11 protein-coding genes are annotated in these 20700 nt (G+C 59.7%); 7 read left to right on the top strand and 4 right to left on the bottom strand.

What is annotated here, in order from left to right; all coding sequences use genetic code 11:
* The first annotated feature begins 67 nt into the window (after nucleotides 1-67).
* The 5 genes from addB to GOB81_RS07335 all read left to right on the top strand — a co-directional run bounded on the left by addB (nucleotide 68) and on the right by GOB81_RS07335 (nucleotide 10327).
* Nucleotides 68-3133: a double-strand break repair protein AddB gene (addB, locus tag GOB81_RS07355; protein ID WP_173569720.1), complete on the top strand. Its 3066-nt coding sequence runs from the start codon at nucleotides 68-70 to the stop codon at nucleotides 3131-3133.
* Nucleotides 3134-3428: 295 nt separating this feature from the next.
* Nucleotides 3429-6953, top strand: coding sequence for a double-strand break repair helicase AddA (gene addA, locus GOB81_RS07350; protein ID WP_173569719.1), 3525 nt, complete (start codon nucleotides 3429-3431; stop codon nucleotides 6951-6953).
* A gap of 142 nt (nucleotides 6954-7095) precedes the next feature.
* Complete coding sequence (gene trxA / locus GOB81_RS07345; protein ID WP_173569718.1) at nucleotides 7096-7422, top strand: thioredoxin TrxA; 327 nt, start codon at nucleotides 7096-7098, stop codon at nucleotides 7420-7422.
* 458 nt (nucleotides 7423-7880) lie between these two features.
* Nucleotides 7881-8309 (top strand): hypothetical protein, encoded by a 429-nt coding sequence (locus GOB81_RS07340; RefSeq protein WP_173569717.1) that lies wholly within the window; start codon nucleotides 7881-7883, stop codon nucleotides 8307-8309.
* 443 nt (nucleotides 8310-8752) lie between these two features.
* A complete protein-coding gene (locus GOB81_RS07335) occupies nucleotides 8753-10327 on the top strand; it encodes a 2-isopropylmalate synthase (RefSeq protein ID WP_173569716.1) in 1575 nt (524 codons plus the stop codon).
* An 80-nt stretch (nucleotides 10328-10407) separates the two neighbouring features.
* On the opposite strand, the gene GOB81_RS07330 is transcribed toward GOB81_RS07335, so the two are convergent.
* Nucleotides 10408-11286 carry a L,D-transpeptidase gene (locus GOB81_RS07330; RefSeq protein ID WP_408736912.1) on the bottom strand — a complete coding sequence of 293 codons (879 nt, stop codon included), beginning with the start codon at nucleotides 11284-11286 and terminating at the stop codon, nucleotides 10408-10410.
* Between the two features lie 334 nt (nucleotides 11287-11620).
* Between GOB81_RS07330 and GOB81_RS07325 the strand changes: the two genes are divergently transcribed.
* Nucleotides 11621-12757, top strand: coding sequence for a glycosyltransferase family 2 protein (locus GOB81_RS07325; protein WP_173569714.1), 1137 nt, complete (start codon nucleotides 11621-11623; stop codon nucleotides 12755-12757).
* A gap of 15 nt (nucleotides 12758-12772) precedes the next feature.
* Entirely contained in the window at nucleotides 12773-14128 is a 1356-nt protein-coding gene (locus GOB81_RS07320; protein ID WP_173569713.1) for a hypothetical protein, read from the top strand.
* 283 nt (nucleotides 14129-14411) lie between these two features.
* Here the strand turns inward: GOB81_RS07320 and lpdA are convergent, their stop codons facing one another.
* The 3 genes from lpdA to GOB81_RS07305 all read right to left on the bottom strand — a co-directional run bounded on the left by lpdA (nucleotide 14412) and on the right by GOB81_RS07305 (nucleotide 20619).
* A complete protein-coding gene (gene lpdA / locus GOB81_RS07315) occupies nucleotides 14412-16154 on the bottom strand; it encodes a dihydrolipoyl dehydrogenase (RefSeq protein ID WP_173569712.1) in 1743 nt (580 codons plus the stop codon).
* 171 nt (nucleotides 16155-16325) lie between these two features.
* The gene (gene odhB, locus GOB81_RS07310) at nucleotides 16326-17549 is read right to left on the bottom strand and encodes a 2-oxoglutarate dehydrogenase complex dihydrolipoyllysine-residue succinyltransferase (RefSeq protein WP_173569711.1); all 1224 of its coding nucleotides are present in this window, start codon (nucleotides 17547-17549) and stop codon (nucleotides 16326-16328) included.
* 199 nt (nucleotides 17550-17748) lie between these two features.
* Nucleotides 17749-20619: a 2-oxoglutarate dehydrogenase E1 component gene (locus tag GOB81_RS07305; RefSeq protein WP_173569710.1), complete on the bottom strand. Its 2871-nt coding sequence runs from the start codon at nucleotides 20617-20619 to the stop codon at nucleotides 17749-17751.
* Nucleotides 20620-20700: the final 81 nt, after the last annotated feature.

Here is a 20700-nt window from a genome sequence, read left to right as displayed (position 1 = left end):
GCAATCCCATTGAAGGGTCGAAGGCGGACCTCTTGAATCCTTCCTCGACACGGACAATCCTGCCGCGATGATCCCCGCCCTCGCCACCATTCCCGCCCATCTCCGCTTTCTGGATGAAATCGCGGCACGCTGGACCGCAGGCGTGGACGACGACCCGGAACGCATCGGTGACGGCACGCTGGTTCTGCCCGGCCGCCGCGCCGCCCGTGCACTGACCGAAGCCTTTCTGCGTCACGCCGACGGGCGCGCGATTCTTCTGCCGCGCATCATCCCCATCGGCGGACTGGACGAAGCGGAAACCGCGCTCGCCAGCCCGGATGCGCTCCTGTTGCCGCCCGCCGTGCCGCCGATGCGGCGACTGGCCATCCTCACGCGACTGGTGCTTCAGGCCGAAACGGCATTCGGTACGCGCCCGATGCTCGATCAGGCATGGCCGTTGGCACGGGCGCTGGCCGATCTCATGGACGAAGCCGAACGCTCCGGGGTGGATCTGTCGCAGGCGTTGCCCGATGCTGTTGACGAACGGTTCGCCACCCACTGGCAGGCGACGCTGAAATTTCTCGCCATCATCACGGCGGTATGGCCGGACTGGCTGCGCGAACAGGGGCTGATGAACCCCGTCGCGCGCCAGCTCGCCCTGCTTGAAGCGCAGTCGGATTACTGGGCGGAACAGGCGGAAGCCTCGTCACGGCTCTGGGCCGTCGGATTCACGGACGCGCTGCCCTCCACCGTCAATGCGCTGCGGGGCGTGCTGCGTCATCCAAACGGACGGCTGATCGTGCCGGGTCTCGACCGGGACATGGATGCGGAGACCTTCACCCTGCTCCCGGACGGCCATCCGCAGGCGGGACTTTCGCGGTTGCTCACCAGTCTGGATGCCCGACGCGAAGATGTGGATGTGTGGCCCTCCGTTCTGTCGCATGACGAAAGTCGTGCGGTTCTCGCAACACGCACCGGCACCATCGCGCGAGCGCTACTCCCTGCCAGTGCCCTCTCCGACTGGGCCACCAATCCTGAGCGTGCCGACTGCACCGGGCTCTTTCGCCTCACGCCTGCGGATCAGCAGGAAGAAGCCGCCGCCATTGCGCTGATCCTTCGCTCGGGCATCGAACAGAAAGACAGGCGTGTCGCGCTGGTCACGCCTGACCGGGTGCTGGCCGGAAGGGTAGCCGCCGAACTCGCCCGCTGGGGGATTCTGGCCGATGACAGTGCTGGCGAGTTGCTCATCACTACGCCCGCCGCCGTGCTTCTGCGTCTTCTGGCGCAGGCCGTGGACCAGCAGCTTGCTCCCGTTGCGCTGCTGGCGCTGCTCAAGCATCCGCTCGTCGCGTGCGGCATGTCGCCAGGCACCTGTCGCGCCTCCGCCCGTCTGCTGGAACGTCAGCTTCTGCGCGGTCCCGCTCCCACGCCGGGGATCGAGGGGCTGCGCAGGCATCTGCAGGACAAACAGGAGAAAGAAGGAGCCTCGCTGGACGGAGCATCTGCCGACCGGCCCGACGAACCGCAGCCGCTTGCCCTGTTTCTGACCGCACTGGAGCGTTGCCTTGCCCCGGCTCTGGAAGCCGCCCGCAAGGATCGTATCCTGCCGGAGCAACTCACGGCTCTTCTGACGGCAGCCGAAGCCCTGACGACGACGGACGACATGCCGGGTGCCGAGAAACTGTGGCGCGGCGAGGATGGCAACGCGCTGGCGCATCGTTTCTCCGATCTGCTGACCGCCACGGATGTCCTGCCTCCCCAGCCCTGGACGGTTCTCGACGGTTTGCTGGCCGCCGTCTTCACTGAAGAGCGTGTGCAGGGACGCCGGGCGCTCAGGGGACGCGGCGACACGACCGTAACCCTCCATCCGCGCGTGTTCATCTGGGGTCTGACAGAAGCGCGGCTCCAGACGGTCGATCTCATGGTGCTCGGCGGACTGGTCGAAGGGGTGTGGCCACCAGCAACCGATCCGGGCCCGTGGCTCAGCCGTCCGATGAGGGCGCGGGTGGGTTTGCCATCCCCGGAACAGGCCATCGGACAGGCCGCACATGATTTCGCGTCCTGTCTGTCTTCCGCCGGGGATATCGTGCTGTCCACGCCGGGTCGCCGGGAGGGTGCGCCCGCCGTTCCGGCCCGCTGGCTGGTACGACTGGATGCTTTTCTCGCCGGACGCGGACAGAAGCTGGTGGAACATCCCGCCCAGTCATGGCTGTCGCAGATCGACCGTCCGGATGGCGCGGCCAAACCGGTTGCGGCGCCGGAACCTCGCCCACCGGTCAGCAATCGCCCGCGCAGGCTGAGCGTGACCGAGATCGAGACATGGATGCGCGACCCCTATGCCATCTACGCCCGGCATGTGCTGAAGCTGCGCCCGCTCGATCCGCTGGAACAATCGGTCGATGCCTCGGATTACGGCATGCTGGTGCATGGCGCGCTCGACGCATGGTTCGACAAACATGGCACAGACTGGCCACACGATGCCGCATCGTCTTTGCGCAGGGCATTTCTCGACAGTCTGGACGAGGCCGCTTTACGCCCTGCCCTCGCCTCATGGTGGCGGCCGCGCCTGCTCCGCATCGCCGACTGGGTCGCTGAGGCAGAGGCGGCGCGCCGGGAAGCGACGGCACCACGGGCGATCCTGACCGAGGCCAAGGGGCGTGCGACGATCACGGACGCACCGGGTGGCCCGTTCACCCTGACGGGCCGGGCGGATCGCATCGACCTGTTCGAGGACGGCGCCATGACCCTGCTCGACTACAAGACCGGCACGGTGCCCTCTGTGAAAGATGTGATTGCCGGCTGGAGTCCGCAGTTACCGCTTGAAGCGGCGATGCTGGCGCTCGGCGCCTTCCCTGACGCAACACCGCACATCTCCGCCGATACGAAACCTGAAACCCGCGACCTGATCTACTGGCGTCTGACCGGTGGAGCGGAACCGGGCTCCGAGACGGTGGTGAAGAGCAAGGAGATCAGCATCGGGGAACTGGCCGTGCAGGCATGGGAGAACCTACGCCTGCGCGTGGCGGAGTATGACAGCAAGGCTCAGCCCTATCTCTCGCATCCGCATCCCGGCAAGCCGCCGCGCTTTGCCGATTATGCCCAGCTTGCCCGCGTCGCCGAGTGGAGCACGGCGCGGGAGGATGGTGGGGAATGACCGGGCTCGGTTACTGGTTTCTGCTCCAAACTCCGGCACGGGCTGTCACGCGCAGTCGGGCTGCGCAAGCCACCCTGTATGCGCGTGCTGTACACGACGGCCCACGGTTCCTGCTTCATTTGATGCCCGGAAACATAGTCATGGACCGTCCTGAAGAAAGGCCGGGTTTTGCCCGAACCCCGCAAGTATCATGGACTCCGTCCTCTCACTCCCCCGATGAATCATTGGCGTCCAGAGGCATTGCCTCCAGCGGGTTAGCGATAGCGTGCTTGCAGACACAGAAGAGGCCGTTGGCATGACCGCACCCATCACCGCCATCGACCTCGCCAATGAGCAGCAGAACGTGGCCTCGGACCCGAACGCTTCGGTCTTCGTCTCGGCCTCGGCGGGCAGTGGCAAGACCAAGCTGCTCATCGACCGTCTGCTGCGTCTGATGCTGCCGCGCCAGAACCCGCACGATCCGACCGGACCACTGATTCCCGGCACCTATCCGGGACGTATCCTCTGCCTGACCTTCACCAAGGCGGCGGCGGCGGAAATGGCCATCCGGCTCCAGCGGACGCTGGGCGAATGGGTGACGATGCCGGATGAGACGCTGGACAAGGCCCTTCGCAAGCTGAGCGTCCCCACTTCTGCGGGTCCGGAAGCCCGCGCGCTGTTCGCCCGTGTGCTCGACCTGCCGGGCGGGATGCGCATCGGCACGATCCACGCCTTCTGTCAGTCCCTCCTGCGTCGCTTTCCGCTGGAGGCCGCCACCAATCCGCATTTCACGCTGATGGAGGACACGGATGCCTCGCTGGCGCTGTCGGATGCGACGGAAACAGAACTGGCACGCCTTCCCTCCGGTCTCGTGGCCCTTCTCGCAGCACAGATCCCGCTTGTGGACCTGCTCAGCCTGCTCACCGAACTGCGGTTCAGTGGACAAAGCGGAGAGGCACTGACTCTGGCACGCACCGATGCGGCGACATTGCGGACGATGCTGTTCAGGGCGCTGGGGATAAAAGCAGTCTCTGACGAAGATCCGTTGCTGGCGGCCTGCGCGAATATCCCGGAAGAGGGCACGCTGCGGGAAGCCCTAAAAACGATGCAGGAGACGGCTCCGGCCACCGCGCAACGCCGGGCCACCGCCATGCTGGACTGGCTGGCGAAGCATCCACCGGAACGCGCGGCGGCGTGGGTGGAATGGCAGGAGTTCTTTCTCACAGCCAAAGGCGAGCCGCGCAAGCATGCAGGCACAAGCGAAAAATACGCCAAAAACAACGAGAAGACTGTCCAACGGATCGAGGCGGAGGCCCGACGTATCCTCGACATCGAGGAAAACCGGCGCGCCATCACCCTCGTCAATCTGACTCTCGCCCTTCTCCGCACGGCCGCGCCGATTCTGGAGACCTACAGCACCGGCAAGAGCCTGCGTGGGCAGGTGGAATATGACGATCTCATTCTCCGCACCCTCAGCCTGCTGCATGAACCCGGTGCAGCGTGGGTGCTCTACAAGCTCGACGGCGGCATCGACCATCTCCTGCTCGACGAAGTGCAGGACACGTCCCGTGAGCAGTGGCGCATCGCCGGAGATCTGACTGAGGAGTTTTTCTCCGGTGCGGGCGTGCATGATGAAAACGCCGGTCCCCGCACCGTCTTTGCGGTGGGTGACTACAAGCAGTCGATCTACGGGTTTCAGGGCGCAGACCCGGAAGCTTTCCGCGAATGGCGGCAGACCTTCGAGAAGCGGGCGAAAAACGCCGGGGCTCTCTGGCAGGAGCCGCAACTGACCGTCTCGTTCCGCTCCACGACGCCGGTGCTGTCGCTGGTGGATGCCGTGTTCAGCAATCCACTGGCCGCCCGTGGGGTCAGCGAACCGGGCAAGACGATGCCGCGTCATGAGTCCGCCCGTCCCGGACAGGGAGGCTGTGTCGAACTCTGGCCGCTGGTGCCGCGCACTGGCGAAGGCGAGGAAGAGACCGAAGACCTGAACCCGTGGGCTGCAACCAGAAAGAATGTCGGCCAGATCTCGGCGCAGCAGCGCCTTGCTGACACGCTGGCGCGCTGGATTGCCGCGCAACTGCTGGCACCTCCCGCACCGGGTGAAACACAGCTCACGCCCGGCGACGTGCTGATCCTCGTGCCGCGCCGCTCGGCCTTTGTGCGGGCGCTGATCCGCGCGCTCAAGACCGCCGACGTGCCGGTCGCGACACTCGTGCGTACGGGGCTTGCCGACCAGACGGTGGTGCAGGATCTGATGGCGCTGTGCGACGCGCTGCTTCTGCCGCAGGACAATCTGACGCTGGCCTGCGTGCTGACCTCGCCGCTCGGTGGTCTCAGTGATGACAGCCTGATGGCCCTCGCCATGGATCGCGACGGCGAACCGCTCTGGACCGTGCTGCGTGAGCGTCATGCCCAGCGCCCGGACTGGTCGGCGGCATGGTCCTACCTGTCGGCGCTGTTCCGACGCGTGGATTATGCTTCGCCCTACACGCTGCTGTCGGAGGCTCTGGGCGTTCATGGCGGCCGTGCCCGCATCCTTGCGCGCCTTGGACCGGAAGCCGCCGAACCAATCGATGAACTGCTCTCGGCCGCACTCCGCTATGAGGAGGCCCATGCCCATTCGCTTCAGGGGTTCCTGCACTGGCTCCGCAACTCCAACGAGAGCGTGAAGCGCGAGGCGGAGGCCAGTGGCAACGCCGTGCGCGTGATGACGGCGCATGGGTCGAAGGGCTTGCAGGCGCGGCTGGTGATCCTGCCTGACACGATCGGCACACCGCGCTCGGACAGCCGCCTGCTCTGGCTGCCATCGCAGGCGGGTCAGCTGGCACTCCCGGTTTTCGTGCCGCGCACCGACACCGCGACGGAAACCACGAAAGCTGTCCGGGAGACGCTGCGCGAGCAGGCGGCTGAGGAATATAACCGTCTGCTCTATGTCGCCCTGACCCGTGCCAGCGACCGTCTGGTGGTGTGCGGATGGGAGGCGGGCAGAACGCTCAGCGAGGAAAGCTGGTATGCCCGCTGCGTGGACGGCTTCACGGCTGCCGAGGCCACATCCGAACCGTTCGATCTCGGGTGGGAAGGGGAGCGGCTGGTTCTTCAGGAACGTCCGACGACAAGCCGGACGGCATCGACAAAGGCTGGCTTGCCGCCCCCAGCACCTCTGCCATCATGGACCGGACGCGCACCGGACTGGATACCTGCGCCGCCGCCGATGGAACCGGCACTCGCACGCCCTCTCTCCCCAAGCCGTCCTGATGACGTGGCGCTCGGTGAGCAACCTTCCACCCGCTCGCCGCTCGATCTGGCTATTTTGACGCCGAACGCGGCCCGTGAAGCCGCTTTCCGAAGGGGAACGCTGGTCCATGCGCTGCTCCAGTTCCTGCCCGACCGCCCGGAAGCGGACCGGACGGATGTCGGTTACAACTGGCTGCTTCGGCCCGGCAATGGTCTGGACGAGCAGGAGGCACTCCGGCTTATCACCCGTGTGCTCAGAGTGATGGAAGACCCGGCACTGGCTCCCCTGTTCGCTACAGGAAGCCGCGCGGAACAGCGGCTGGCAGGCGTAGTGGGCGAAAGCGTGATCGTCGGACAGGTCGACCGGATGGCGGTGTTGCCTGACCGCGTTCTGGTCTGCGACTTCAAGACCAACCGGCGACCGCCATCATCCATAGAGCGGACACCGGTGCTTTATCTGCGGCAGATGGCGGCCTACCGCGCCCTGCTTCAGGCGCTGTATCCGGGACGGGACGTGGAATGCAGTCTGGTCTGGACCGAAGTTCCGACCGTTACAGTGCTGCCAGGAGCCTTGCTGGATGTTTACGGGCCGGGACAGAAATGAGTCGTCGGATATAAAGACGAACAAAGCTGCTGCTTTTGGCCGGTTTGAGGGGCTAGGCTCCGGCGTTTCTCACCCGGGGGCTTGACCTGAAACAAACTCCCACCAACTGTTCAGCCAGACCTACAGAGTAAGGACGACGCACATGAGCGAAAACACAGTCGCCGTCAGCGACACCACATTCGAAACAGATGTTCTCAAGGCTTCCGGTCCGGTTCTGGTCGATTTCTGGGCGGAATGGTGCGGCCCCTGCAAGATGATCGCCCCGGCACTGGAAGAAATCGGTGCTGAGTTCAAAGGCAAGGTGACGATTGCGAAGGTCAACATCGACGACAACCCGCTGACGCCGAACAATTTCGGTGTGCGTGGCATCCCGACGCTGATCCTGTTCAAGGACGGCAAACCGGTCGAGACGAAAGTTGGAGCCATGCCGAAGAGCCAGCTGAAGGCGTGGGTGCAGGGCCTCATCTAAGGCATTTTACTGCACATCTTTATCTGTCTGTCGGGTTTTGGGCATCGCCAGCCTGGCAGACAGACCAGCGCCTTCGGAGAATGTGGAGGGCTGACCCATGCGGTGCGATGCACGCTCGCACTCCTCCCGTCTGACCTGCGCTGACACGAATGCTCCCATAAAGATCGCCTGATCCTATGAGATACAGTCATTCGGACTGTGTGCTCATACCGCACGAGATCTGATCAGGAACATTCAGAATCCATACATTATATGGAAGAGTATTATACTCAGAAATTACATATAAGTGAATAATGGAGACCATTCCGGTTCAGTTTCATGGTAAATAATTATACCTAAGAAGCATTTCTCCAGAATGCAAAACAACTCCCGCATAACAGACCAGCATCCACACCTCTTGCTCGCTGCCTGAGTGAAGCGAACATTGCACGCATCACTTCGCTTTCAGGAGGTTTTCCATGAAATCACTGTCCAAAGCTGCGGCCATTGCCGCTGTATGCGGTCTGACACTGACCTCTGCCATGGCAGGTGCTCACGCAGCCACTGTGGCACCTGCGTCTGTCGCACAGGCACCAGTGGGTCCCGGGCCGACCGTGGATAATGCCTCTGTCGGCAATATCGCCGGACTGATGTACTACTGTTACGCCCACGATATCGACGATGACACGACGGTGCGTTCGCTCGGACGCTCGCTTGCCAAGCGCTCCGATGTCAAAGCGGACCCCGCCTATGGCGCGGGTGGTGTCGGTCAGCTGATGGTCGGTCCCGGCCAGATGGTGGACCTGAATACGGCAGACAGCGACATTCGCACCGCGACCTGTGCCCACGCGGCTCAGCGCGGGATCGAACTGGATGACGGCACGTTCATCCTTCCGCTGCAGGACTGACATTTTTCTCCCAAAACAGCCTGACGTCTCAGGGCGTCAGGCTGCGCTGCGTCGGGAAGCAAGCCGGCCGAACCAATGTCGGCAGGACGCTCTTCACTCCCGTTTTCAGGCGCCAGGAGGTAAGCGTGTGCACCGGCCTGATCTGACCAAGTGACCTGTAGGTGAGGACACCTGTGCAGGTTGTGTGTGTCTTTTGGTTGCATCTCCGCGCTGTTCCGGTATTTTGTTCCATATGACCATTGTCCGCACCCCTTCCGAGTCGATGAAGCGCATTCGCGCCACGACCGCGTGCGGCCTTTCCCAGCTTCTTCTCCTTCGACTTATTCGCCCCTGAGCGAGTATACCGACGTATGTCGGTACGTTTAGGGGATATCGTAAGAAGAGCGTTTCGTGCCTGATATCGGGGCGAAACAGGGACACAGACACGTCATTCCGAGGCTTTCATGACCTTCGACCATCCTTCCTTCGGCCGCATCACCAACGATCGCGTTTTCATTTTCGACACCACGCTGCGTGACGGCGAGCAGTCCCCCGGATTCTCCATGAATCTGGAGGAAAAGCTGCGTATGGCCGAGGCTCTGGCGGATCTTGGCGTGGATGTAATCGAGGCCGGTTTCCCGGTCGCCTCGAAAGGGGACTTCCAGTCCGTCGCTGAAATCGCCCGCGTGGTAAAAGGTGCCGTCGTCTGCGCGCTGGCCCGCTCCGGCGGCAAGAACGACATTCAGGCCGCAGGCGACGCCATCGCCCATGCCGAGCGCGGCCGTATCCACAACTTCATCTCCACGTCGCCGCTGCACATGAAATACAAGCTGCGAATGGAGCCGGAAACCGTTCTGGACATCGTCACGGCGGGCAACAAGGCCGCCCGCAACCTGACGAATGACGTCGAATGGTCGGCGGAAGACGGCTCGCGCACGGAACCGGATTTCCTGTGCCGCTGTGTCGAGGCCGCTATCAAGGCCGGTGCGACGACCATCAACATCCCCGATACGGTCGGCTATGCCACGCCTGAGGACATGGAGCGCATTTTCTCCATGCTGCAGGAGCGGGTGCCGGGTGCGGATCAGGTGATCTTCTCGGCTCACAACCACAATGATCTGGGGCTGGGCGTGGCCAATACGCTGGCCTCACTGCGTGGTGGCGCACGGCAGATCGAGTGCACGATCAATGGTATCGGCGAGCGTGCGGGCAACGCGGCGCTGGAAGAGATCATCATGGCGATCCGCACACGCCACGACCAGTATCCCTACACAAACCGCATCGAGACCACGAAGCTGCTGAAGCTGTCGAAGATGCTGTCCACGACGACGGGCTTCGACGTACAGCCGAACAAGGCCATCGTCGGACGCAATGCCTTCGCGCATGAAAGCGGCATCCATCAGGATGGCGTGCTGAAAAACGCCGCGACCTACGAGATCATGACGCCGGAAAGCGTCGGCTGGTCGAAATCATCGCTGGTGCTGGGCAAGCATTCCGGTCGCGCGGCCTTCCGCGACAAGCTGGCAGCGCTCGGCTACACGATTGCCGATGACAAGATGAACGAGGCGTTCCAGCGCTTCAAGGATCTGGCCGACAGCAAGAAGGTCGTCTACGACGAGGACATTGTCGCGCTGGTCGATGACGAAGTGCGGGACCATGCCCGCATCCGTTTCCTGTCGCTGGACGTGGCGTCTGGTTCACGCCGTGCCGCCGAAGCGACGCTGGATCTCGAGATCGACGGCGAAGCCGTGGAAACAACGGCCAATGGCAATGGTCCGGTGGATGCGGCGTTCAACGCCATCCGCAGCGCCTTCCCGCATGATGCCCGGCTGGCGCTGTTCTCCGTCGGCGCCGTGACGGAGGGAACGGACGCGCAAGCCCGCACAACGGTTCGTCTGGAAGAAAACGGCAAGATGGTGGACGGTCAGGGCGCGGATGCGGACACGGTTGTGTCGGCGGTACGCTCCTATATCCACGCGCTGAACAAGCTGCTGGTCAAGCGGACCCGCAGCGAGCCGGAAGCCCTGCTGGCGGATTAAGGACCTTTCCCGTGATGCCGGCTCATGCATCACGGGAAAGGCTTTCTTTATCAACTTTGGCGCTCAGACAGGCTGGAAAATCAGGATTTCTGAGACGCCAGGGCTGGTAGAGGAACAGGTTTCGTCTCGCCGCCTGAATCCACAACGACAAGCGCCTCTCCTGCAATCGGAGAAGGGGTTCTGTCCTTCCTCAGCAAAGCCTTGAAGCGATCATCATAGCTGGCGGCCTGTTCATATTCGACATCGAGCAGACCGTGACGATCCAGAAATACGTTAAATTTGGCTGGGATGCGGACACACCCTTCAGAAGCGGGGCGTCCGAGACGGCTTTCGAGGAAATCCGGGTCCGTCGCATGCATCTCCAGCCGGATGTCCCCCGTCTCTCCGGAGACAAGCCATCCCTTGACGGCATTATGCCATCCGAAATCCCAGACGCGCATTCCTTTGGCACCGATGCCGCGAATCCCGTTCTCATTCTTCGTGCCTTCAGCACGGTAGCCGAGCCGGTCAGGCGTATTCGGGAAAACACCAGTGGGGGTAATGTAATAGTATTTTCTGCCCGTGTTTCCGGTTGAAACCTTCACACTGCCGATCACCTGCCAGTCCGGTGAATCAGGAAGCGCCAGGATCAGCGCGAGCCGCTGGACCTTGGGATTGCGGTCGACGACCGTGATGACCTGAGCCCGCGTTATGCGGAAGTCCGAGCCTGCGATCGTGTCCTGAGCCAGTTTTATCCAGTGCGCTTTTTGCGTCGGCGTGAGTGGCTGGACACCTCCCACCTCCTTATGCAAGGAAACAGAGAGTTTTACCGCTTCGGCGCGGGCCGCCTTGTCGTCCAAAGAGGGCAATGGAGGAATGACGACAGCAGGTGATGGCTCGACGGGTGAAGGAAGTCCGTTCGTCCCGTTTGAAGAGGGAGCGGGAGAACTGGATGCTGCTTGTCCATCCGGCTCATTCATCAATGCTTCACATTTGGCAGGAGAAGAACAGACAACAGCCGCCATTCCCATAATACCCAATGCTGTTCTCCACCCCCGCATCCGGCTCATCTCCTTCTGAGTGCTCACTGGGTTACATACTTTGCAAATTTTATCGAAGGATGAAGCATGATGGGAACCCAAAAGCAAATGAAAGCAATTGTTAAGACTTGAGAAACTCTATCACCATTAGAATTTTGCAGGAAAACCGATAGAAACAGTGACCGGAAGATCGCATTGAATCGCAACGTGGTTAGGATAGACACCAGACGCTCGTTAAATGTTTTCTAAGAATATTGCCCATTGGAAGAAATAAATGTCTTTTGATCGCCATGATATTTATACGATAGACGAAAAAACTTTTCGGAACGGCTTTTTCCAGATCCGCGGGTGGGCTTTTGACCGCGAGACGCTCACTCCCATTCAGAATATCATCATCGCCTCAGACAATGAACTGGAAGCAAGCCCCACCATCCATTTGAGGGTTGCGAGCCCTGATGTGGAGCAGGCATGGGGAGCGGAAGCGTCGTATGCACGCTTTTCTGTGGATATTCCCTTGAACTCACGTTCCAATCTGGCGACCATTCTTTCCAGCAAGCTGATCCTTGTTTTCAATGATGTTAAACATGTATCTGTCGACCTCTTCCCCCGGACCCTTCAATTCCACGGAAATAATTTTCAGAATATCAAAGTTGGCGTCGGGATAACGACTTATAATAGATCTTCTGTCATTGCAGAAACCATTGAAAATCTCCGTTCAAATGCTTTTCTTCCTTTGGAAATCTTTATTTCTGACGACGGCTCCACTGATGGCACCCCGGACGTACTGGCAGGCATCAAAAACATATGCTGGCTCAGTGAACAAAATCGGGGAATCGCCTGGAACAAGAACAGAACATTATTTTATCTTCAGCAGATAGCGCAATGCGATGTCATTCTTCTTATTGAGGACGATGTAAGGGCCACAGGGCCCGACTGGGATATAGGCTGGGTTCTGGCGACCCTCATCCATCACCACATCAATTATGCACCGGACTGGTATCCTTCCACATTTCCGGGACAGGCCGTATGGAATCATCCGCTGGAGAGTGAAATTCTGACGGGCCAGTGTTCAGGATTTACACGAACGGCCCTGAATTATGTTGGATATCTTGATAGTCGGTTCCGCCAGTATGGTCATGAACACGTCGAGCACACGATGCGGATGATACGGGCGGGGTATGGTGGCACGCTTCTTAAAGAAGGCACACGCGACTGCCGTTTTCTTTCAATTAACAATGGCCTGACTGTTCTTGATTCCGAATCATCCGGAAATCCGGAAGCCATTCGCGAAAATGGAATCATATTTGATGCAATATGGAATGAAAGTATTTACCGGCAGGCATGGCGAACGGATGAGCAGATGAAAACCCTGCGATCCGAAATGGAAAAAATTACATTCAATCCGCAATAAGGCCAGAGAACAGAAATGCATGCCTATATTTTAAAAGACCATACAGATACGATCATTTACTATAACAGGGAAACCAAAACTCTTGTTCGGGGAACAGGGTACATCTCCACCCCGACCACAACACCGGTGTATTATACGAACACTATTCTTTGCATCATCGTTGAGGGAAAGATCATCTCTCTGCCGGATTTCAAAGTAACGGCTGAACGTTTGTCAGAAGAAAGCCTTACAATAAACCTATCAAAAGACGGATTTTTTGGTGCGGCCCAACCGCATAGCTGGGAAATCATGTTCAACCGGGAGATTGTATCCGGATGGGAAACATATTCAGCAACCAAAACTTTTTTTGAAACCTCGTTTCTGGATATTGCTCGTCATAGTTGGGTATCAGCCCATGACAGGAAGATTCATCTTCCACAAAACACCAGAATATCGAATGATGGATTTTATATTGATGGATTGTATTACGACCGGCTTGAAAATCAGACTGCCCTCAATACTCTTTCTTTGAATTGCAGCGAGATCGTTCTTCAACGCGGCATGCAGGTTGATCGTTATATAAGATATGATCCTCTTATTTATTTTGTCGTATTCGGGTCCGATACACAGGTAAAACTGCTGCAGGAAAGCCTTAGATCTCTGCTCACTATCGGTCAGTTCAAGGGCGACCTTTGTATCGTCACCGACAGAGAGGATATGCGATCTTTCATTCCTGATAGTTTTTCGGGAAAATTACATATCCTGAAAGAAACAGCGCATTCCAGAATCGAAATGTGGAGAGCCCGCTATACGGTAAAAAACTTACACGGAATAGACCGCTATCAGCCTATTCTTTATCTGGATACCGATATCGTCTGTAATGACAGAATAGACGATATTCTCCTTCCCATTCTGTTCTCGCCAAACATCTCGGTCGGAACGGAAGATCATCAAAACATTATTATGTATCCATCCATTTATTCAGAAATGGAATCGGTGGGAAAGCATTTTTTCGAAAAAGACCAGTTCTTTCCCACCTCAAAATATGGTTTCAATTCAGGAATCATCGGCTTTTCCACCATACATGTGGCAGCGAAAGCTTTTGCGTGCGTCGTCTCCATGATCAACAGAATGATCGCTCTGTCCGAAACAACCGGCTGGGTGGATCAGGCAGCGTTGAATTACGTTTTACACAAGCTTGCCTGTGTCGATGAACACTCCATATCCGCCCTGATCGGCGTCGGAACAGGCACCGGTCTTGGCTTGTTTACGAATGCGACACACACGCCGGTTTTGCTTCATTTCTGGGCCACACACTCAAATGAACGCCTCGATGTCATCCATACTTATGTGAACAAACGCATTCATGAACTGGAGAGTGCCGTTCCGTAGGCTCTTGCTCTTTGCACTTTAGCCACTAGCTATTTTTTGGATACTCAGAGCCTTTCTTGAAAAAACCTCTACCCCTGAAAGAGGTAGTATTCCGGGATGTATAAGTTTTCGGAAAGACCGATGAAAACCGTTCATTAACAGATGTCTCTATGAGGTTCCTTGTTCCTGTTCTGCATTTGAAATCGCCAAAAAAACTCCAAAACAATGGGGCCAAAAAAAAAGCGCACCGGATATAAATCCGATGCGCTTTTTCAACAACAGCCAGTATTACACTGACACCCGATCAAATATTCAAAGACATCCCGTTCACACCGAGCGCCGCTTCTTTGACCGCTTCGCTCAGCGTCGGGTGAGCGTGGCAGACACGCCCGATATCTTCGGACGATGCCCCGAATTCGATCGCCATGGTGCATTCGGCGATCAGTTCGCCCGCCACCGGTCCAAGGATGTGCACACCGAGAACCCGGTCGGTGGTCGCGTCGGCGATGACCTTCACGAAACCATCCGTCATGCCGATCGCACGCGCACGACCGTTCGCCATGAAGGGGAACTTGCCGACCTTGTAAGAGACGCCTTTTTCCTTGAGCTGCTCTTCCGTGAAGCCGACAGTCGCGACTTCCGGCCATGTGTAGACCACACCGGGGATCGCATCGTAATTCACATGACCAGCCTGACCGGCCAGAATCTCAGCGAGGGCAACGCCTTCTTCCTCGGCCTTGTGCGCCAGCATCGGGCCACGGATCACGTCGCCGATGGCATACACACCCGGCACACTGGTCGCAAAATGGTCATCCACCTCGATACGACCACGGTTGTCCAGCGCGATGCCCGCTTCCGCAAGCCCCATGTTCTTGCTTGCTGCGGTGCGACCGATCGCCAGCAGCACGATGTCAGCTTCCACTGTCTCCGCTGCGCCACCCTGTGATGGCTCAACTGTCAGCTTCACGCCCTTACCGGTCTTTTCCGCCTTCGTCACCTTGTGGCCCAGCTTAAGCTGAAGGCCCTGCTTAACCAGGACCTTGCGGAAAGCGGCTTCGACTTCGTTGTCGGTGCCGGGAACAAGACGATCAAGAAACTCGATGACTGTCACTTCGGCGCCCAGACGGTGCCAGACGCTGCCCAGCTCAAGCCCGATCACGCCACCACCGATGACCACCAGCTTTTTCGGCACAGCGGCCAGTTCCAGCGCGCCAGTCGAGGTGACGATCACCTTCTCATCGACCTCCACACCCTTCAGCCCGGCGCTGTCGCTGCCTGCGGCAATGACGATGTGCTTCGCCGTCACCGGCTTACCGTCAACGGTCAGACGACCGGTGGACTGCACCTTGCCTTCGCCCTTCAGCCAGGTGATGCCGTTCTTCTTGAAGAGATATTCGACGCCCTTGACGTTCGCCTCGACAATGCCGGCCTTGCGCTTCTGCATCTGGGCGAGGTTCAGCTTGACGCCCGCGATGTCGATCCCGTGGACCGCGAAATCTTCCTTGGCGGCGTGGTAGTTCTCGGACGACTGGAGCAGCGCCTTCGACGGAATACAGCCCACATTCAGGCAGGTGCCGCCAAGCGTGGCGCGCTTCTCGACACAGGCGACCTTGAAGCCCAACTGAGCGGCGCGGATGGCGCAGACATAACCGCCAGGCCCGGCACCGATGACCACCACATCATAGTCGGTCTCGGAAGGCGGGGCGGCGGAAGCGGCCGCTGGAACAGGCTTTTTCTCAGCAGCAGGAGCGGCGGCTTTCGGCTCCGGCGCGGCTTTTGAGGCTGAAGCGGGTTTCGCGGCAGCCTTCGCGCCTTCGGCCAGAATAGCCAGCACTGCGCCGACCTCAACCTCGTCACCTTCCTTCGCAGCATGGCTTTCCAGCACACCCGTAGCCGGAGCAGGAACCTCGACACTCACCTTGTCCGTCTCAAGCTCGACCACAGGCTCATCGACAGCGACCGCATCGCCCGGCTGCTTGAGCCACTTGCCGACCGTGGCCGTCGTCACACTCTCGCCCAGAGCCGGAACCTTGATTTCGATAGCCATATTTCCCCGTCCCGATTGAAAGCCGATCGACGCCCGTGGTGTCCCACATCCGCACGCCCATCGCCCTGTGTCCGCCTCCTCACTCACGGAGGCACGGGAGCCTCGTCAGACGACAGCCCCCAAAATCAGAAGGCCCTTCGGTCCTGCGACAGAAGGGCCTTTCAGCATTTCTCAGAGCCCGAGCAGCAAACTGCGCGGGTCCTCGACATATTTCTTGACCGAAACAAGGAAGCTTACGGCTTCCTTGCCGTCAACGATCCGATGATCATAGGACAGCGCCACATACATGATCGGACGGATCTCGACCTTGCCGTTCACCGCCATCGGGCGATCCACGATATTGTGCATACCGAGAATGCCTGACTGCGGTGCGTTCAGGATCGGCGTGGACAGCATCGAGCCGTAGATACCGCCATTGGTGATGGAGAAACTGCCACCCGCCAGATCGTCGATCTTCAGCGTGCCTTCCCGAGCGGCCTTGCCGAACCCTGCGATCTTCTTCTCGATCTCGGCATGTGACAGCTTTTCGGCGTCCCGGATCACCGGCACGACCAGCCCGTTCGGGCCTCCGACCGCGATGCCGAGATTGACGAAGTGACGGTAGATCACGTCCTCGCCGTCGATTTCGGCATTGATGGCCGGAAACTCGTTGAGCGCCGCGATCACCGCTTTCGAGAAGATGGACATGAAGCCGAGCTTCACACCGTATTTCTTCACGAAGAGATCCTGAAACTCGACGCGCATTTCCTTCGCGGCGGTCATGTCGATCTCGTTGAACGTGGTCAGCATCGCTGCCGTATTCTGCGCGTCCTTCAGGCGACGGGCGATGGTCCGACGCAGGCGCGTCATCTTCACCCGCTCCTCGCGCGGATCGTCCTTGCGTGGCGGTCGGGCTGCAACCGGCGCTGTCACCGGCGGCTGCGTCAGGAAGGTCTGCACGTCGCCTTTGGTGATACGACCGTCCTTGCCCGACCCCGAGCCCACCTGCTGCGAGGACACACCGCTCTCCGCCATCAGCTTGCGCGCTGCAGGAAAAGCAGCAGCCGCATCCACCGGCGTTACCGACTTCACCGCCGGAGCAGGTGCCGCCTTCGCGACTTCCGCTTTTGGCGCTTGAGCTTTGGGAGCTTCTGCCTTTGGAGTCGGTTTGGCTGAACCGCTGGGATCGATCGTGGTCAGGAGCGCCCCGACCTCGACTTCATCGCCTTCCTTCACGGCTGGCTGACCCAGCACACCAGCCTGCGGGGCCGGAACCTCGACCGTCACCTTGTCGGTCTCCAGTTCGGCAACGGGTTCGTCAGCCGCCACCTGCTCTCCGGCTTTTTTCAGCCATTTCGCAACAGTCGCCGTCGTGACACTCTCGCCCAGCGTCGGCACCTTGATCTCGACTGACATCTCGCTTCCCACTTTCCTTTTCGAATCGACGGCTTGCGGTCAATGACCCACAATCCCGTCTCATCGCGTTATGCCCCTAATAGAGGAGCTTCGGAATTCACGGCCCCGACACCTGACCATCACGTCTGCGAGACAGACAGGCATCAGGGCATACAAACAGAACCGGGCCACCTCATGGCAGCCCGGCTTTCTCACACGTTCAGGCCAGTCCCAGAGCGTTCCGGACCAGAGCCGCCTGTTCCGCGGCATGCGTCTTGGCAAGACCCGTCGCCGGGCTCGCACCGGGAGCACGGCCCACATAAGCCGGTCGCCCGACCTTATGCCCCGCAACCCCAAGGGCACCCTCGATCAGACGATCGACAAAATGCCAGGCACCGGCGTTGCGCGTCTCTTCCTGACACCACACGATGTCTTTCGCGTTCGGATAGCGCTTCAGTTCGGCAGCCAGTTCGGCCTCCGGGAACGGATAAAGCTGTTCGAGGCGAATGATCGCCACTTTATCCAGACTCTGGGCGCGCCGGGCTTCCAGCAGATCGTAATAAACCTTGCCCGAGCACAGAACCACACGCTCGACGGCACTGTCAGTCAGAGGATCGCTCTCACCGATCACCGGACGGAAACTCGTGCCCGTCTCGAACTCGGCCAGAGGGGAGACCGCCAGCTTGTGACGCAGCAGGGACTTCGGCTCCATCAGCACGAGGGGCTTGCGATATGGCAGCTTCAGCTGGCGACGCAGGGCGTGGAAGTAATTGGCCGGAGACGTGATGTTGCACACGAACATGTTGTCTTCGGCACAAAGCTGGAGGTAGCGCTCCAGACGGGCCGAGGAATGTTCCGGTCCCTGCCCTTCGTAACCGTGCGGCAGCAGCAGCACGAGGCCGGACATCCGCAGCCATTTCGTCTCGCCCGACGCGATAAACTGGTCGATGATGACCTGCGCACCGTTGGCGAAGTCACCGAACTGCGCTTCCCACAACACGAGGGTATTTGGGTTGTGCATGGTGTAGCCATACTCGAACCCGAGCACGCCAAATTCTGACAGGTGCGAGTTCCAGATGTCGATCTGCGCCTGATCGCCTTCGATGTGGTTCAGCATCGTGTAGGGCTGCTGATTGGCCTGATCGAAGACCACGGCATGGCGCTGGCTGAATGTGCCACGCTGCACGTCCTCGCCCGACAGACGGACGCGGTGCTTTTCCATGAGCAGGGAGCCAAAGCCCAGCGCCTCGCCGGTTGCCCAGTCGATGCCTTCGCCGGTCTCGATCGCCTTGGCCTTCGCCTTGAACTGACGGGCGATCTTGCTGTTGAGATCGAAATTTTCCGGAACCTGCGTGATCGCCGAGCCGATTTTTGTCAGCATATCATTCGGGATGCCGGTCTCGACCTTCGTGACTTCGCCAGCCTTCGGGGGAGCCTGCAGACCGGACCAGTGGCTCTCCAGCCAGTCGGCCTTATTAACCTTATAGGACTGGGCCGCCTTGAAATCCTCGTCCAGACGGGCGTGGAAAGCATCCCACTGGGCTTTCACCTCGTCTTCCGTCAGGACGCCCGCCTTGATCAGACGGTTGGCATACACCGTATGAGGCGTCTCATGCGCCGCGATGGCCTTGTACATTATCGGCTGGGTGAAACTGGGCTCATCCGTTTCATTGTGCCCGTTCCGGCGATAGCAGACGATATCGAGCATCACATCGCTTGCGAATTTCTGCCGATAATCGGCGGCCAGACGTGCGGCATAGACCACGGCTTCCGCGTCATCACCGTTGATGTGCAGCACAGGCGCCTCAATGGCCTTCGCCATGTCGGAACCGTAGATGCCGGAATGACCGTTCTCGGGATTGGTTGTGAAACCGACCTGATTGTTCACGATGATATGGACCGAGCCACCCGTGCGGTAACCCTTGAGCTGCGACATGGAAATCGTCTCATAGACCACGCCCTGACCGGCAAAAGCCGCGTCGCCGTGGATCTGGATCGCCATGTGCGAGAGACGCGTCTCGGTATCGCCGTCATCATCCTGCGCGGCCCGGACCTTGCCGCAGACAACCGGATCAACAGCTTCGAGATGCGACGGGTTCGGCTGCAGCGAGATGTGGACCGCGTGACCACCGATCTCAACATCCGTGGAGGAGCCGAGATGGTATTTCACGTCGCCGGAACCCGCCACATTATCGGGCTTGAAGGAGCCGCCGCCGAACTCGTTGAAGATCGCGACGTAAGGCTTGCGGACGACGTTGACCAGCGTGTTCAGGCGACCACGGTGGGCCATGCCGATGGCGACCGACTTCACGCCCTGCTGCGCCACCTGATCGATGACCGCATGCAGCGCCGGAATGGAGACTTCGCCGCCCTCAAGTCCGAAGCGTTTCGCACCGACATAGCGCTTCTGGCAGAAGGATTCGAAACCTTCCGCTTCCGTCAGGTTGCTGAGGATCGACTTCTGTTCCTCGACCGTGACGCTGCTGTGCCAGTTATCCCCTTCCAGCCGGGAGCGTATCCATTCGCGCTGCTCTTCGTTGCGGGCATACATGTATTCCGCGCCGATGGAGCCGCAATAGATCTGCCGCAACGCGCCGGCGATTTCCCGGACCGTCGCCGTGTCGCGACCCTGCAGAAGGGGGGACAGGAGCGTGCCGATATAAACCGGACGGTCGAGGTCTTTCGGACCGAAGCCATAGGTCGTGGGATCAAGTTCGGCAGTCGGAGCGGGCACCTTCAGCCCGAGCGGATCGGTGTTTGCTTCCAGATGCCCGAACTCGCGAAAGGCCCGGATGAGCTGAGCCACCGCAAGACTGTCAGAGGCAGCCAGACCCGTGCCCTTGCCAGCCGCGACTTTTCCCGTGGGAGCGGGCGCAGGTTCGTCGCCCGTGATGATGGATTTGCGCGGTGCCCAGGATGCGCCCGAGGCGTCCTGAAGGATCGACGTAGCCTCATCGTCCAGCGAGCCGAACAGGTCGGCGAAGGACGGATCGACACTCTTCGGGTCTTCGGCCCACCGTGCATACAGGTCGGCCACATAGGCGATATTGCTACCGCTCAATGCCGCCGTAAGAAGATCGCTGCCCGCCATTTCAAAACACTCCTGTGTCTCTTCTCAAGCCTGCGGAAGAGGCGTGTGCGCCACCACCCCAAGCCGATCCATAGGCCGTCG

Source organism: Acetobacter conturbans (assembly GCF_011516755.1).
In the GTDB taxonomy this organism is placed as follows: Bacteria; Pseudomonadota; Alphaproteobacteria; order Acetobacterales; family Acetobacteraceae; genus Acetobacter; species Acetobacter conturbans.
Note: the sequence above shows the minus strand (reverse complement) of the source record. Positions and strands in the feature narration are given on the sequence as shown.

Excerpts from the sequence above, each read along its gene's own strand:
- odhB (WP_173569711.1), bottom strand. The coding sequence starts at position 17,549 with ATGTCAGTCGAGATCAAGGTGCCGACGCTGGGCGAGAGTGTCACGACG.
- trxA (WP_173569718.1), top strand. The coding sequence starts at position 7,096 with ATGAGCGAAAACACAGTCGCCGTCAGCGACACCACATTCGAAACAGAT.
- GOB81_RS07340 (WP_173569717.1), top strand. The coding sequence starts at position 7,881 with ATGAAATCACTGTCCAAAGCTGCGGCCATTGCCGCTGTATGCGGTCTG.
- lpdA (WP_173569712.1), bottom strand. The coding sequence starts at position 16,154 with ATGGCTATCGAAATCAAGGTTCCGGCTCTGGGCGAGAGTGTGACGACG.
- GOB81_RS07320 (WP_173569713.1), top strand. The coding sequence starts at position 12,773 with ATGCATGCCTATATTTTAAAAGACCATACAGATACGATCATTTACTAT.
- GOB81_RS07305 (WP_173569710.1), bottom strand. The coding sequence starts at position 20,619 with ATGGCGGGCAGCGATCTTCTTACGGCGGCATTGAGCGGTAGCAATATC.
- addA (WP_173569719.1), top strand. The coding sequence starts at position 3,429 with ATGACCGCACCCATCACCGCCATCGACCTCGCCAATGAGCAGCAGAAC.
- addB (WP_173569720.1), top strand. The coding sequence starts at position 68 with ATGATCCCCGCCCTCGCCACCATTCCCGCCCATCTCCGCTTTCTGGAT.
- GOB81_RS07325 (WP_173569714.1), top strand. The coding sequence starts at position 11,621 with ATGTCTTTTGATCGCCATGATATTTATACGATAGACGAAAAAACTTTT.
- GOB81_RS07335 (WP_173569716.1), top strand. The coding sequence starts at position 8,753 with ATGACCTTCGACCATCCTTCCTTCGGCCGCATCACCAACGATCGCGTT.
- GOB81_RS07330 (WP_408736912.1), bottom strand. The coding sequence starts at position 11,286 with ATGAATGAGCCGGATGGACAAGCAGCATCCAGTTCTCCCGCTCCCTCT.